The organism is Desulfovibrio sp. 86 (assembly GCF_902702915.1).
Taxonomy (GTDB): domain Bacteria; phylum Desulfobacterota; class Desulfovibrionia; order Desulfovibrionales; family Desulfovibrionaceae; genus Desulfovibrio.
Genome location: NZ_LR738849.1, coordinates 1,161,443 through 1,175,536, shown reverse-complemented (window position 1 = coordinate 1,175,536; position 14,094 = coordinate 1,161,443). Strand labels below are relative to the sequence as shown.

Here is a 14,094-nt window from a genome sequence, read left to right as displayed (position 1 = left end):
GCTAATCCTCCCTTGGCAAATCGTCTTCCAGACGCAGCACGTCATGTCCCAGGGCGTAATGCATGAGACGCGGACGCTCCACGGATTTTTTCAGTGAATTGATGATGCGAGTCATGCGCCGCGTGCCTTCCAGCACGCCGCCAAGATGCCCGGCGAGTTCGGTGAGGTCGGCATGGGCCAGGGCGCTCTCCAGTTCAGCGGCCAGCATGCGGCCGCGCGTATCCTCGGGAAACTCCGCCATCAGTTCCCGCGCAAGGCGCAGGGCGCGGGCCTGGTTGGCGTCGATATCCTCCACAAGCTCACCGCAGTATTCCGCCTGATTGCGCATGATGTTGAGGGCGTTGTTGCCATAGTGGGCCATGGCTCCGGCCGCTTTTTCCAGGGTGTCGCGGGCAACGGCTATGCGGCGGCCCACGGTAAGGGATACAAGGCGCGCGCACTTGCCCAGAAAGCGCTCGTCAAAATTTTCAAAGCCGTACTCCCTTGTGGTGTACAGCATGACAAGGCCAAAAGGGGGCTTGTCGTTGCGTTCGCGCAGCACAAAGGACAGGCGCGAGCGGTAGCCCTCCTTGTAGATGATGCAGTCAAAGGAGTCGCCGCCCCTTTCAAGAGCCTGGAGGTTGTTGGAAACAACGTAGCGCGTGTGCCGTTGCAGAATGGCGTTCATGACCGGGTGTTCACGCAGGCTTTCTTCCAGCATGGGGGCCACGATGGGAATGGATTTTCCGCTCACGTGGTTGGCCGAGCGCGCCACCCATTCGCCCTTGCTGTTGCGCAGACGGCAGACGTACAGCTCCGCATGCATGGCGTGCACAAGAATTTCGGCGCTCTGGCGCAACACTTCGCCGGGAGGGGCCATGCGGTCGGCAATGGCGAGCAGGTCGCTGGAAACACGCAGCAGCATTTCCGTATCGCTTTGCATGGACGCCACGGAAGACAGCAGGTGCAGCAAACAGCGCCAGCTGCGCAGCGGCGTGCCGCGCATGGTGGGCCTGTAGCCCTGATTGAGGGTCCGTTTGGTGGCGGGCAACAGCGCAAGAACGGCCACGCGCATTTCTGGCGGGGCGTATTTTAGAAGTCGGATGATTTCTTCGCGGATATCTTCTTTGGTGTGCTGTGTCACCGCGTACTCCGTTTTCCGCAGGGCGGCCATGGCCGCGCTGGAAAAATATAAAAGGCTGCGGCCTTTGACGCCACAGCCGCCAGGATGTTTTTTGCTGGAAGGCAGGTCTGCTTTTATGGCCCGCAGTCCTGTAGACAAAAAAGGCAGGACTTGCCGCAGACTAATAATCATATTCCTGAACGTTCGTCAGGTCAACGGCATTCATTATTTTGACCATTCTGAGACGGGATTTTCAGGATGGCTTTTAACCTGCTTGAAATTCAGTCTATTTTTTTGAGTGGCAGTAAATTTGCATCCGGTAAAATGCGGCCCGCAACGTAGTTTGTGCGTCGCGTTTGGTAATGACGCTCGCCGGACAACGCGGATGACGCGCCGGATGAAGCGGATGAAGCGGATGAAGCACGGGATGACGCGCCGGAAAAATATCGGACATGGCAAGGTTCAGACGCGCCGCCGCGCAAGGCGCGCGCCAAAGCTGTCGTGTCCGTCATGCCAAAAGCCCAAGGGCAAGACCCGCAGATCACAGGAACACTCATGAAGCCCCACAGAACCCTTCTCATCATAGCCTCTTGCCTTGGCGGCGCGTTGCTGCTCCTGGGGCTTTTGGCAGGCTTTGTGCCGCAGAAGGAAGGGTATGAGGTCCGCCGACGGGTGAGCCCCGTGGTGGTCAGCCTGCGGCCTGAGGACATGCCCGCACCCATTGTTTCGCGCGGCGACGGTTCGCGCCTGTGGTCGCTGCGCCGCGCGGTTTCGCCCGCAGTGGCCGCGGCCGGGTCGCCCCTGCCCGCAGGGATGGAGCCGGACGGGCTTTTTGCCAAAGGTCAGGACTCCCTGGTGCAGCTTGCCCCCCTGCTTGCGCTGGACGGATTCTCCATGCCTTTTCTTCTGGCCGTGCAGCCGCCGCAGTATGGCGACGCTCTGGACGCCAGGGGGCTGCCCCTGCGCTGGCTTGCCGCTGAAACCCTGCTGGAGGGCTATAGCCCCGTTGTTTCGAGGGCGGACGGCAGACCGCGTTCGGGCCGGATGGAAAGAGACGGCGCGCTGGCGGACGACGACAGCCTGACCTACGGCAGCCTCCCTGCCAGGGCCGTGCGGTACCAGCAGCTGGTGGAAAGTTTTGCCAGGCGGTATAATCTCAGCACCGAACTGGTATATGCCATCATTCACAGCGAAAGTTCCTTTTCAACCACCCTTGTGAGCAACAAGTCGGCCATGGGACTCATGCAGATACTGCCGGATACCGCCAGCGGCGAAGTGCACAAGTATCTGTATGGGCATACGGGCGACATCAGTTTTGACGAACTCAGCGTGCCGGAAGTCAACATCCGTTACGGAACCACCTATCTTCATATCCTGCTCACGCGCTATTTTGCCGGAGTGTATGATCCGCGCGCCCGCGAATACTGCGCGGTAGCGGCGTACAACATGGGGCCCAACCGTTTTCTGCGGCTCTATGGCAAAAGCAATGAGGAGGCCGTGGATGCCATCAACGTCATGACCGCCGAAGAACTGTACGAAGACCTCACCCGCCGCCTGCCCGTTGCCGAAACTCGCGCCTATGTGGCCAAGGTGGCGCGGATGAAGGGGCACTACGCCGCATTGCAATAGGGCCGTGGGGGACCGGCGGCGCATGCGCCGGGAAAGCGCCCTGCCGGATTTTATGCACCATCGGGGATTGGTTGGGAAAAAACGGTTGAGGTGGCTGTAAAAACAACGTACACCTTTGGCAACACCGCCGTGCGGGCTGTTCAGCGTAACACGGCAATTCTGATGAGGAGTATCCATTACCATGCGAATCCGTTATTTTATGCCGCTGGCCCTGCTGCTGAGTCTGATGCTTATTGCCTGCCAACAGGGCGAAGGCACGTCCCAGTCCAAGCTGGCGGTCGTGGATATGACGCGCATCATGCGTGACAGCGAAGCCGGAAAGGCCGGGGTGAAACACCTTGAGGCTCTTCAGGCCGACATGCAGGAACAGCTCAACGCCATTCAGGGGCGCCTTGAAAAGAACGCCAGTGACGCCGACGCCCAGAAAGAACTGCAGACAGTCTATATGATGTCGCAGCAGCGTATGCAGGTGGAACAGCAGAACGTGGTCAACGTGCTGTATGACACCATGCAGCGTATCGTGAACGCGTACCGCACTGAAAAGGGCTATGCCCTTATCATCAGTTCCGAAGCGGCTGCCTCTTTCGATCCCAAGACTGACGTGACTGCGGACATCATCGCGGCCATGAACAAGCAGAAGGTGGAATTCAAGCCCGTGGCCCCCGAAGGCGACGCCGCTGCCGCCCCTGCCCCCGAAGCGTCCAAGCCCGCCGACAAGGCTGCGGAAAAACCCGCCGCCCCTGCCGACAAGCCCGCTGGCAAGACTGACAAAAAGTAAGACGCGAACCACGTTTTTGCGCTGCCGGTGTATGCCGGACAGCAACATTGCAAACCCCCGGTCGTCAGGATCGGGGGTTTTGCTTCTGCCACGGCAGCGGCATGCCGGAACCAGCCGGACATTGTGACGGAAACGCTGATTTCTTCCGTTTGGCGGACGTGCTTCACTTTTTTTGAAACAGTCGAGGACGGAAGAGTCCACTCCTGCTTCAAAAAAAGATCGCGCCTTGCCAAACGAAAGAACTGCGCGTTTCCTGGAGGCACTTTAATCAGTGTTTTCTTGTTGTTATGTGCCGGGCTGGACAGGGCACGGCATGAAGAGCATGCTGGCCCTGCTTGCGGCGGCATACCGATGGAAACATTGGGTATGGCCGACCTGGAGGACAGCCTGGAGCATTTTTATTTTGAAATTGCTCTGGCGACGGCTCGCGCAGTCGCCCGCAGTAAAAGCGTGAACGCAGGTTGATCCATCGCCAGCAGGGTCTGCCCGCGCCCTTGACGGAATTGACCTGTGGGAGCATGACAGCCGCGTTGCGTATGCGGGCGGCAGTGCCGTCTTCTTGCGTACACAAACGGTGACAGCGTAGCGTAACCCTAGAGAATGGATATGCCCAAAGTTCATCGGCCCTGAGGGCTGAATGCCTTGTTTCGACGTGGAGCGGCACAACCATGTTTGTGCCCGCCGCCTTGTGGCTGGCGTCTGCCAGATGAGACGCCAGGGCAGATTCAGCATGGACCTGCCCAAAAAAATTACCGTATTGCATGGTTGAGAGTTGATATGTTTCATGCACTTTTTGCTGTTATCCCCGTATTCTGCGTCATTGCCTTTGGCGCGCTGCTGAGAGCGCGCGATGTTCTACCCGAAAACGCAGGGCCAGTGCTTGGCGTCTACGTGCTCAAGGTGGCCCTGCCGCTGCTCATCCTGCACCTGCTGGCCGGGGCAAGGCCAGAAGACCTGTCCAGGGGCGGCTTCTGGCTGGGCCTCATCGGATCGCAGATGGTCGTCTATGTTCTTGGGTATATGGGAGATAAGCTGTTCAGCCGTCGGGGCATCGGCCCCGCCGTCATCAGCGGGTTTTCCTGCTCGGCCTGCAACGCGGCCTTTGTGGGCCTGCCCATTGTGTCCAACCTCTGGCCCGGCAACACCGAAGCCATGCTGGTGGCGGGCCTCGCCATCCTCACGCCCAATGTCGTCATTATTCTGGCGCAGGCCCGGCTTGACATCCTGGCCGGTTCTCTGGCCTGGAAAGGCGGCAATCCGCTGAGCTTTGCGGGCAGTCTGGTGCGCATCTTCATTCTGGGCAACCCCCTGCTGCTGGCCACTCTGGCGGGCGCGGTGCTCTCCATGTCACGATTGGGCCTGTGGGAACCTCTGGATCGCGCCATAAGCCTTGTGGGCTATACGGCCGCACCCTGCATGCTGCTGGCTCTGGGGCTTGACCTGCGGCAAAAGCTTGCTCTTGCTACCCGCCGCTCACATGGCGGAATGGCGCTACGGCAGGTGTGGTTCATCTTCTGCAAGCTGGTGCTGCATCCCCTGCTGTGCTGGGGCATCCTGCACGTCATGGGCATCACGGGGCTGTGGCTGGTCATTCCCGTGCTCATCAGCGCCACGGCGACGGCCCTGCTGGTCAGCGTCATTGCTGAAGTTTACAGCGCCGTGCCTGAAGAGGCTGCTCTCACCGCCGTGGTGACCAACGGCGTGAGCATTCTGACCCTCACGGGCTTTGTGTGGCTGTTCCACGCCATGGGCATGCTTTAGACAGCGCCCTTTGAGGGTGCGTGGGCGCACAGGATATGCCGCGTCCTGCGCACGCTCGCAGCGTCCTATTGAACTGGCCGATCAGGCAGTCATTTATGTGTAGTCGGATAAAACCGTCAGTACCGTAAGTTTCGCGCAAAAAGGTATTGAAGCGGTTATGGACGCCTGTTTGCCACGAAAAATATAAGCAGCAGGGCCGCGGCAATGGCGCAGCAGCCTGAAAACAGAAATGCGCACGTTGGTGATATACCCTGGTATAAAAAGCCAAATAATACCGAGGCGGGAAGAAGGAACAGACCGGTCGTCAGGTTGAACCAGCCAAAAGCCGTCCCCCGGCGGTCTTCTGCCACCAGATCAACCACCAGGGCTTTTTCGACCCCTTCAGTGGCTCCCATAAACAGGCCGTAGAGGCCGAAAAGGAGAAAGAGCGCCCCTGTATTTTTTTCTGTGGCGCTGATTCCAAAGTAAAATATTGCATATGCCGTATAGCCGCAGACCAATACCGTGATGCGTCCGACCCTGTCCGACAGTGCCGACAGGGGGATGGAAAAAATCATGGCAACCGCGGACACGGCCGCCCAAAGCAGCGGCACATATTCTGACGGCATTCCGACTTCTTTGGCGCGAAGCAGCAGAAACATGTTTGAAGAATTGCCGAGCGTAAAAAGGGCGACAACAACGAGGTATCTTTTGAAGACCAACGGCATGTCGCCCAGGCGCCAGTCAAAGGCAACGCGCTTTGGAGCGGACGCCGCAGGGGCGGATTCCCGTATTTTCAGAGAAAGAGCAAGGCAGATGAGCGCGGGAACTATGGCCCACAAGAAGATATGCGCAAGAGGAACCTCCCGCGACAACAGAGCGAAGGCCAACAGCGGGCCGATAACCGCTCCCGCGTTATCCATGGCTCTGTGCAGGCCAAAGGCCAGCCCGCGCTGATTGGGCGCTGCGCAGGAGGCCAGCAAGGCGTCACGCGGGGAAGTTCGCAGGCCTTTGCCCACCCTGTCGGCAAAACGGATGAGCAGAAGCCAGCCCCAGCTTCCGGCAAGGGCGATCAGGGGGCGGCCGAATCCGGCAAGGCTGTAGCCCAGGATAATCCACGGCTTTGCTGTACGGGTGCGGTCCATGATGACCCCTGAAAACAGCTTCAGCAGGCTTGCCGTGGCCTCCGCTATCCCTTCGATGATGCCAAGCGCGCGAGGTCCGGCCATCAGCACTGAAGACAGGTAGAGCGGAATGACCGGGTATAACATCTCGCTCGCGCTGTCATTGCACAGGCTTATCAGGCCAATGAGCCAGATGTTGCGCGGCAGGTTCAAAATTCCGTGTATCATTTCCAGTCCTTCAGCGTGAACGGCGCTACTCTTCGCCAGTGACGCCGAATTCAATGGGCGTTTTCACATAAAAAATCTTGAGGCGCTCTGCGGCAATTTTCGCAAACAGAAGGTCTGATTTTTCGGCGGCGACCGCCATGGTGACTTCCACAGGCTGTGCGGCAAGTTCGAAAAAATGGGCGGAGTGCAATTTACCGTCTCGGCCGTAGCCACTTTGCGCAGCGGTCACGGTCACGCCGCTGATGCCAAGCTTTTTGGCTTCCGCCGTCAGCCATTCGGCAATGGTGAGCGCGCCGTGAAGGCGGTTCTGCTGCGTGAAGAACGTCAATTGATAGCCGTGCATGGGCGGCCTCCTAAATATGTGGATTTTTGAGCAGGGCAAAGGTGGCGATGCCCAGAAGCGTCATGAGCAGGGAACCGAATACGTGCAGCCCGATTGCGCCCACCGCCATGACAAGGCGCTGCTGCTGCAAAAGAGCGGTCACTTCAGCGGAGAAGGTGGAAAAGGTCGTCAGCCCGCCCAGAAACCCGGTGATGCACAGGAGTCGCCATTCCGGGGACAGGGCCGGAAAAAAATCGAAAAAGCTGACGGCCAGGCCGATGCAGTAGCCGCCGATAAGGTTGGCCGCAAGCGTGCCCATGGGGATTGGCGGAAACAGCGCATTGAGCATGAGCCCCAACCCCCAGCGCAGCACTGAACCTGCTGACGCTCCCAGACTGATGGCAATGACGGATTTCAGCATATACGGGCGCTCCTTCAAAAAAAATAACCACACCCTTGGGCGTGGTTATCTCAAAAAAATACCTGACAACGCCGAAGCAGTGGCAGGAGTTATCAGCAAACGCGGTTCAAGGGGAACTCCATCCCCGTTCCTTAAAGCTTATTCCCTTGGCGCAAAATGTCAATTCCCGCCGGGGCGCATACGCTTTCGCTCGCAGCCGTCAGAGCTATTTCAAAGTGAAATTGCTCTAACATTAAAGGTTTTAGGGGGAGGGGGCGTGGGGGAGGAGACCCTTTTACAAAAGGGTCCCTCCCCCGCAACGCATTCTCCCCGCAACGCATTCTCCCCCCCACACAACCTAAATAAAGCTGCCTGCCTGATAGCTGCTGCGCACCAGGGGGGCGGAAAACACATGTTTAATGCCCAGGGATTTTCCGTACGCGGCGTAGGCGTCAAACTGTTCCGGGGTCACGTAGCGGTCGAGGGGGTGGTGTTCCTTGCTGGGCGGCAGGTACTGGCCGATGGTGATGATGGAACAGCCAGCGGCGTGCAGATCGTCCACCACCTGGCGCACCTGATCGTCGGTTTCGCCAAGGCCCACCATAAGGCCGCTCTTGGCCACGCCGCCCGCAGCGTGTACGCGGCGCAGCAGTTCAAGGCTCTGCTGGTAGCGGGCCTGGGGCCGCACGCGGCTGTAGAGGGCCGGATGCGTTTCCACATTGTGGTTGATGATGTCGGGCGCGGCGGCCATGACTGTGCGCAGGGCGGCTTCATCCCCCTGAAAGTCGGGAATGAGCACCTCGATGCTGCTTGTGGGCAGCGCGCTTCTGACAGCGGCGATGGTGCGGGCGAAATGATCCGCGCCGCCGTCTTCCAGATCGTCCCGCGTGACCGAGGTTATGACGATGTGCCTGAGGCCGAGGGTCTGGGCCGCCTTGGCCACGCGCTCCGGTTCGTCAGGGCTGGGCGCTGTGGTCTGGCCCGGGTGGATGTTGCAGAAGCGGCAGTTGCGCGTGCACGTTTCGCCCAGGATCAGAAAGGTGGCCGTGCCCGCGGAGTAACACTCCTGCCTGTTGGGGCAGTTGGCCGCCTTGCACACGGTGAAAAGGCCCAGGTCGTCCACGAGGCCGGTAGTGGTGAAAAAGCGCTTGTCCGAGGCCAGGGGGCGGCGCAGCCAGGGGGGCATGCGCAGGGGCTTGTGCGTGGCGTCGCAGCAGGAGGGGGAGGCGGGGGATTTGCTGTTCACGTTTTCCGTCCTTTAGAGCATTTTGCTTTTGAAACATTCCTTGTTTCAACGCATCATTCTGGCGAAAACCACGTTTTTCGCTAGAATCCACGCCACTTCGTGGCGGCTGCCGCCTTCGCGTCAGCAGGGCAATTTCAAAGTGAAATTGCTCTATACGCTGTGAAGCAGGGTCATAAGGCTGTCGCGCCCTTGCATGGCGGGAGCATCCCCGCTGGCGGCGGGGTGAAAAACGGCGTGAAACTCCCTGATAAAGGCCAGTTTGACCGCGTCCATAGGAGGCGCGGCCTGCGCGGATTCTCTGGCTATGGAAGTGGCGGAAACGCCGTCCAGCCCGCAGGGCGTGACAAAGTTGAAAAGGGAGAGGTCTTCGGCCACGTTCAGGGCCAGGCCGTGCATGGTCACATATTTTTTTACGGCAATGCCCAGGGAGGCGATTTTTCTGCCGTCCGTCCACACGCCGGGGAAGCCCTCGCGCCGGGCGGCGGTGACGCCAAAATGCGCCAGCATGCGGATGGCGGCCTCTTCAAGGTCGTGCACGTAAGCACGGATGCCGCCGGAGCGCTTTTTCAGATCAATGACGGGATAGGCCACCAGCTGACCGGGAAAATGGCAGGTCACGTTGCCGCCCCTGGTGCTCTGCACCACATCCACATGGCCCTTGCACAGGGATTCCAGATGGGGGGGCACGTTTTCCGCGCCGGAATTCTTGCCGATGCTCACGGTGGGTGGGTGCTCCAGCACCAGCAGGACGTCGTCTCCGCCTGCCTGTACCCATGCCAGTACCCGCTCTTGCAGGGCGAATGCATCAAGATAGCCGATGCGGTCAAGGTCAAATGCCAGCATGTTCACGCCGTGGAGTTGTGGGTCTGAGAAGTTCTGGGCCTGGGGATTTCTACGTCGGGAGCGTACACCATTGCCCCTGTTCGCGTTGTATCGCCCACGACAGGTATGCGCGGACAGGGCAGAGGCACGGCCCGCGCAGAAGCTGCCGCCGCTCTACCTGAGGTCGCACGGGGTCGCGTCCTGCGACAGAAAAATCAGTTCTTCCGTGATGTCCAGCAGTTCTTCCATCAATCCGCCGCCGCTCATGGGATGGCCGAAAAGCGCCTGCCGCTGGTTGTCCAGACCGCGTCTGTCCACGGCGTCCGGCAGTGTGGGATGGAGGGTTTCGGCCAGCCGGCAGGCCAGAAAGTAGCCCTCGGCCCCGGCGGCGAACAGATCGGCCAATTTGCTGAAGCGCGGCTCCACCTCCCGCCAGTAGGCCAGCGCGGCGGGCGAGGGCGCAAGGCTTGCAGCCGTGCACAGGGCCGCGTGCAGATTGTTGCAGGCCGCGCCGGGCAGACCTGCGCGCCAGCCCCACAGCCAGTGGGTGCGGGCAAAGAAGAGGTGGTGCTCAACGGCCAGGTCCAGCAGGCCGCGCATGTGGCGCAAGGCCGCCAGCAGCGGGCCGCTGTCTTCCGGCCAGGCGTGGCAGGGGTGGCGCAGTTGCCACAGGGGCACGTCGGCGCGGGAGGGCGTAAGCCCGGTAAGCTGTTGCAGCAGTTGGGCCAGCCATGCGTTGGCGTCCAGGCTGTGCGGGGTTTCCAGATGGGAATAGCTCAGTACATAATGCCCCTGGCCGTAGTCGCCGCTGACCACAAGGGGCTGCCCCTTGAGAAAGTCCGCCGACAGGTTGACGCCGTACAGCGCCTGCCATTGTTCGAATATGTAGGGCGGCACGCTCTGCAAGGGCAGATCGGCCAGCCAGAAATCGGCGTCGGGCGCGTCGTAGGCCGCCAGAACCCGCACGGGCGTGTTGTCTTCTGCGGCAAAGCGCCCCGGCCACCATACGGGCAGGCTGGGGCCGCCGGGGATGTTCTGCTGTGGCTGACTCTGGCGCGGGCTTGGGCACTGACCGGACTTTCCGGCTGTGGCCGCCGCGCCGCCCGTGCCATTGGCCATATCGTCCGCCGCGCTGCCCGTAAGATCAGCCGCGTCAGGCGGTTGCGGGCAAAAGGAAAATTCGTCGCCCTCACGCATGCGCACCCGCGCATGGCCCGAAATGAGATGGTGCAGCCTTTCGGGGTAGCCCGCGCGCGACCAGGGGCAGATGCCAAGCCCCTCCTTGGGCGCGGCATGGCTCAGGGCCAGCCCGGCCCCGCCGCAGAAGCCCAGATAGTTGCCGCCAGCTTCCATCCATTGGCGCACGGCGGCCCTTCCCGCATCGCCCAGTCCGGCCGCCTTGAGGCGGGCGTTGCCGCCGGGAACCAGCAGCAAAGCGGCGCGGTCTGCCGCATTTTTGTCTGTGGCGGCAAACTGTTGGGCCGCGCCGGAAGCGTGAAAACGCTGCGGCTTGCCTAAAAGGACGCCTTGGGCTATCTCTTTTCCCTTAACCAGGCGGCAGGGCAGTCCCATGGCGCGCACAGCGCGCCAGGCCATGAGGCCCCAGATGTGGGACGAATCCCATAAAATACAGATTGGCTGAGCAGCATGCATAGTGCTGCACTATTGCCGCCTTTTACGGAGAATGCAAGATGGCGGATACCCTCCCCAAGGGCTATGAGCCCCATGACGTGGAAGCCCGGTGGTGCAAACACTGGGAAGAAGACAAGACCTTCACGCCTGATCCGGACGCCCCTGGCGAACCTTATTCCATAGTCATTCCCCCGCCCAACGTCACCGGCGCGCTGCACATCGGCCACGCCCTCAACGTCACGCTCATCGACGTGCTCTGCCGTCATGCCCGCCAGAAGGGCAAAAACGTGCTCTGGGTGCCCGGCACCGACCACGCGGGCATTGCCACGCAGAACGTGGTCGAGCGCGCTCTGGCCAAGGAAGGCAAGGGCCGCAAGGACCTGGGGCGCGAAGCCTTTATCGAGCGCGTGTGGGAATGGCGCGAAGATTACGGCCACCGCATTCTTGACCAGATCCGCGCCCTCGGCGCTTCGGTGGACTGGTCGCGCCTGCGCTTCACCATGGACGAAGGCCTTTCCGCCGCCGTGCGCAAGGTTTTTGTGCAGCTCTACAATGAAGACCTCATTTACAAGGGCGACTATATCATCAACTGGTGTTCCCGTTGTCATACGGCGCTTGCCGATGACGAAGTGGAACACGAGCAGAGCAGGGGCAAGCTCTGGAAGGTGCGCTACCTTCTCAAGGACGGCTCCGGTTCCATCGTCATCGCCACCACGCGCCCTGAAACCATCCCCGGCGACACGGCCATCTGCGTGCATCCCGAAGACGAGCGCTATGCCGACATGATAGGCAAGACGGCCCTTGTGCCGGTGCTCGGACGCGAGATTCCCATCATTGCCGACGCCTATGTGGATCGCGAGTTCGGCACAGGCGCGCTCAAGGTGACGCCCAGCCATGACCACAACGACTGGATGCTCGGCAAAAAGCACGATCTGCTCTTTATCCAGGCCATTGACGAAAACGGCATCATGAAGGCCGAGGCCGGCATTTATGCAGGCCTGACCAAGGAAGCCTGCCGCGAAAAAATCGTGGCCGACATTGAAGCCGCCGGTCAGCTTGTGGGCATTGAAGAGCTGGATCACGCCGTGGGGCACTGCTACCGCTGCCATACGGTGGTGGAACCGCACGTGTCCACCCAGTGGTTTGTGGCCGCCACCAAGATGGCCCCGGCCGCGCGCGACGCCGTGCCCGACATGACCCGCATCCTGCCCGAAAACTGGCTCAAGACCTACTATCACTGGCTGGACAACATCCGCGACTGGTGCATCAGCCGTCAGATATGGTGGGGCCACCGCATTCCCGCCTGGACCTGCGAGGCCTGCGGTCAGCTCATCGTGGCCGAAGAAGCGCCGGATGTCTGCCCCCACTGCGGCAGCGCCAATCTCAAGCAGGACGAGGACGTGCTGGACACCTGGTTCTCGTCCGCGCTCTGGCCTTTCTCCACCATGGGCTGGCCCTCCGACACCAAGGAACTGCACCGCTGGTATCCCACATCCGTGCTGGTGACGGGCTTTGACATCCTGTTCTTCTGGGTGGCCCGCATGATGATGATGGGCATCCATTTCATGGGCAAGCCGCCCTTTGCCGACGTGTATCTGCACGCCCTGGTGCGCGACGCCTCCGGGCGCAAGATGTCCAAGTCCACGGGCAATGTCATCAATCCTCTGGAAATGATCGACAAGTACGGCTGCGACTCCCTGCGCTTCACCCTCACGGCCTTTGCCGCCATGGGCCGCGACATCCGCCTTTCCGAAGAGCGCATCGAAGGCTACCGCCATTTTGTCAACAAGCTCTGGAACGCGGCCCGCTTCGCCCTCATGAACCTGCCCGAAGAAGCCCCGGCCCCCGTGGACCTTGGCGGCATTCAGGGCTTGCACCATCAGTGGCTGCTGCACAGACTTGAGACGGTCAAGCAGGAAATGGATCTGGCCCTCACCGAGTACCGCTTCAACGATGCGGCCCAGCTTGGCTACAAGTTCTTGTGGAACGAGTTCTGCGACTGGTACCTTGAGCTGATCAAGCCCGACATGTACAGCGAAGACGAACAGCGCAAGGCCGCCGCACAGTATGTGCTGTGGCTGGCGCTGCGCGAAACCCTGCTGCTGCTGCATCCCATCATGCCCTTTGTCACCGCCGAAATCTGGGCCGCCTTGCCCGTATCCGCCGGTGAAAAGCCCACGGATCTCGCCCGCGAACTGTACCCGGCGCTGCGTCCGGCCTGCGTGCGTCCCATCGAGGCCGCGAGCATGGAGCTTGTTCAGGGCATCATCGTGGCCGTGCGCACCATCAAGGCGGAACTGGGCATCAGCCCCTCGCACCGCGTCAGCCTCATGCTGCATCCCGTGGATGCCAACCAGCAGACCCTGCTGGAAGAAAACCGCGATCTCATGCTGACCCTGGCCCGCCTGGAAGAGCTCACCGTGGGCATAGACGTGTCCGCGCCCAAGGCTTCGGCCTCTGCCGTGGTCGAAGGCTGCCAGGTCATCGTGCCCCTGCGCGGCGCTGTGGACCTCAATGGCGAACTGGCCCGTCTGGACAAGGAACTGGCCAAGCTCGAAAAGGACGTTGTGGGCGTCAACATGAAGCTCAGCAATGAAAGCTTTGTGAGCCGCGCGCCCGTCGACGTGGTGGAACGTGAACGTGAACGCGCCGGAAAACTGCTGGACGCCAAGGCCAAGATGGTCGCGCTGCGCGCCCGCTTTGCCGAGGCTTTGAACGAGGAATAAGAGCGACAGCGTACCGCGCTGTAAAAAGGGGTTTTCAACGCTGCCTTCCGCGCGTTTTGCGGCTGGCAGGATGAAAATCCCTTTTTCGCGCCCGCCGCGCAGGCTCTCTGCGGTGTCAGGAGTGTGCTGTTGGAAAGGCTTTGTGGGGGAGGGACCCTCTTTAGACCAGATTACCTTTGAAATGTTTCACATTTCAAAGGTGTCATTCTGCCGAAAATGCGATTTACGGCAGAATCCACGCCACGTTGTGGCGCGCCGCACTCTCGTGCAGCGTTAGAGCATGTAACCTTTTTTAAAGGTTACATGCTCTAAAAAGGGTCTCCTCCCCCACGCCCCCACCCCCTA

12 protein-coding genes and 1 riboswitch are annotated in these 14,094 nt (G+C 60.6%); of the genes, 5 read left to right on the top strand and 7 right to left on the bottom strand.

Features of this window, described 5'->3' with window-relative positions; all coding sequences use genetic code 11:
• Position 1: 1 nt before the first annotated feature.
• On the bottom strand, positions 2 to 1,294 hold the full coding sequence (locus tag DESU86_RS05075) for a hypothetical protein (RefSeq protein ID WP_232088271.1): 1,293 nt from the start codon (positions 1,292 to 1,294) through the stop codon (positions 2 to 4).
• 363 nt (positions 1,295 to 1,657) lie between these two features.
• Here DESU86_RS05075 and DESU86_RS05070 point away from each other — a divergent pair, with 363 nt between their 5' ends.
• The 4 genes from DESU86_RS05070 (at position 1,658) to DESU86_RS05055 (ending at position 5,270) form a co-directional block, all read left to right on the top strand.
• Positions 1,658 to 2,731 carry a transglycosylase SLT domain-containing protein gene (locus DESU86_RS05070; RefSeq protein ID WP_179980049.1) on the top strand — a complete coding sequence of 358 codons (1,074 nt, stop codon included), beginning with the start codon at positions 1,658 to 1,660 and terminating at the stop codon, positions 2,729 to 2,731.
• 181 nt (positions 2,732 to 2,912) lie between these two features.
• Positions 2,913 to 3,509, top strand: a complete 597-nt coding sequence (locus DESU86_RS05065; protein ID WP_179980048.1) for an OmpH family outer membrane protein — start codon at positions 2,913 to 2,915, stop codon at positions 3,507 to 3,509.
• 123 nt (positions 3,510 to 3,632) lie between these two features.
• Positions 3,633 to 3,974 carry a hypothetical protein gene (locus DESU86_RS05060; protein WP_179980047.1) on the top strand — a complete coding sequence of 114 codons (342 nt, stop codon included), beginning with the start codon at positions 3,633 to 3,635 and terminating at the stop codon, positions 3,972 to 3,974.
• A 312-nt stretch (positions 3,975 to 4,286) separates the two neighbouring features.
• On the top strand, positions 4,287 to 5,270 hold the full coding sequence (locus tag DESU86_RS05055) for an AEC family transporter (RefSeq protein ID WP_179980046.1): 984 nt from the start codon (positions 4,287 to 4,289) through the stop codon (positions 5,268 to 5,270).
• A 155-nt stretch (positions 5,271 to 5,425) separates the two neighbouring features.
• On the opposite strand, the gene DESU86_RS05050 is transcribed toward DESU86_RS05055, so the two are convergent.
• The 6 genes from DESU86_RS05050 to DESU86_RS05025 all read right to left on the bottom strand — a co-directional run bounded on the left by DESU86_RS05050 (position 5,426) and on the right by DESU86_RS05025 (position 10,987).
• Positions 5,426 to 6,601 (bottom strand): MFS transporter, encoded by a 1,176-nt coding sequence (locus tag DESU86_RS05050; protein ID WP_179980045.1) that lies wholly within the window; start codon positions 6,599 to 6,601, stop codon positions 5,426 to 5,428.
• A 25-nt stretch (positions 6,602 to 6,626) separates the two neighbouring features.
• The gene (locus DESU86_RS05045; RefSeq protein WP_179980044.1) at positions 6,627 to 6,944 is read right to left on the bottom strand and encodes a DUF190 domain-containing protein; all 318 of its coding nucleotides are present in this window, start codon (positions 6,942 to 6,944) and stop codon (positions 6,627 to 6,629) included.
• A gap of 10 nt (positions 6,945 to 6,954) precedes the next feature.
• Positions 6,955 to 7,344 carry a fluoride efflux transporter CrcB gene (gene crcB / locus DESU86_RS05040; RefSeq protein WP_179980043.1) on the bottom strand — a complete coding sequence of 130 codons (390 nt, stop codon included), beginning with the start codon at positions 7,342 to 7,344 and terminating at the stop codon, positions 6,955 to 6,957.
• A 76-nt stretch (positions 7,345 to 7,420) separates the two neighbouring features.
• A riboswitch (Fluoride riboswitch) is annotated at positions 7,421 to 7,479 on the bottom strand.
• A 202-nt stretch (positions 7,480 to 7,681) separates the two neighbouring features.
• Entirely contained in the window at positions 7,682 to 8,569 is an 888-nt protein-coding gene (gene lipA / locus DESU86_RS05035) for a lipoyl synthase (protein ID WP_442873479.1), read from the bottom strand.
• A 150-nt stretch (positions 8,570 to 8,719) separates the two neighbouring features.
• Positions 8,720 to 9,412: a lipoyl(octanoyl) transferase LipB gene (gene lipB / locus DESU86_RS05030; RefSeq protein ID WP_179980042.1), complete on the bottom strand. Its 693-nt coding sequence runs from the start codon at positions 9,410 to 9,412 to the stop codon at positions 8,720 to 8,722.
• A 153-nt stretch (positions 9,413 to 9,565) separates the two neighbouring features.
• Complete coding sequence (locus DESU86_RS05025; RefSeq protein ID WP_442873478.1) at positions 9,566 to 10,987, bottom strand: BPL-N domain-containing protein; 1,422 nt, start codon at positions 10,985 to 10,987, stop codon at positions 9,566 to 9,568.
• 95 nt (positions 10,988 to 11,082) lie between these two features.
• Between DESU86_RS05025 and DESU86_RS05020 the strand changes: the two genes are divergently transcribed.
• A complete protein-coding gene (locus DESU86_RS05020) occupies positions 11,083 to 13,749 on the top strand; it encodes a valine--tRNA ligase (RefSeq protein WP_179980040.1) in 2,667 nt (888 codons plus the stop codon).
• Positions 13,750 to 14,094: the final 345 nt, after the last annotated feature.

What these genes read in the sequence shown, in the direction of transcription:
- DESU86_RS05065 (WP_179980048.1), top strand. Translation starts at nt 2,913, where the DNA reads ATGCGAATCCGTTATTTTATGCCGCTGGCCCTGCTGCTGAGTCTGATG.
- DESU86_RS05055 (WP_179980046.1), top strand. Translation starts at nt 4,287, where the DNA reads ATGTTTCATGCACTTTTTGCTGTTATCCCCGTATTCTGCGTCATTGCC.
- lipB (WP_179980042.1), bottom strand. Translation starts at nt 9,412, where the DNA reads ATGCTGGCATTTGACCTTGACCGCATCGGCTATCTTGATGCATTCGCC.
- DESU86_RS05075 (WP_232088271.1), bottom strand. Translation starts at nt 1,294, where the DNA reads ATGATTATTAGTCTGCGGCAAGTCCTGCCTTTTTTGTCTACAGGACTG.
- DESU86_RS05070 (WP_179980049.1), top strand. Translation starts at nt 1,658, where the DNA reads ATGAAGCCCCACAGAACCCTTCTCATCATAGCCTCTTGCCTTGGCGGC.
- DESU86_RS05025 (WP_442873478.1), bottom strand. Translation starts at nt 10,987, where the DNA reads ATGGCCTGGCGCGCTGTGCGCGCCATGGGACTGCCCTGCCGCCTGGTT.
- crcB (WP_179980043.1), bottom strand. Translation starts at nt 7,344, where the DNA reads ATGCTGAAATCCGTCATTGCCATCAGTCTGGGAGCGTCAGCAGGTTCA.
- DESU86_RS05045 (WP_179980044.1), bottom strand. Translation starts at nt 6,944, where the DNA reads ATGCACGGCTATCAATTGACGTTCTTCACGCAGCAGAACCGCCTTCAC.
- DESU86_RS05020 (WP_179980040.1), top strand. Translation starts at nt 11,083, where the DNA reads ATGGCGGATACCCTCCCCAAGGGCTATGAGCCCCATGACGTGGAAGCC.
- DESU86_RS05050 (WP_179980045.1), bottom strand. Translation starts at nt 6,601, where the DNA reads ATGATACACGGAATTTTGAACCTGCCGCGCAACATCTGGCTCATTGGC.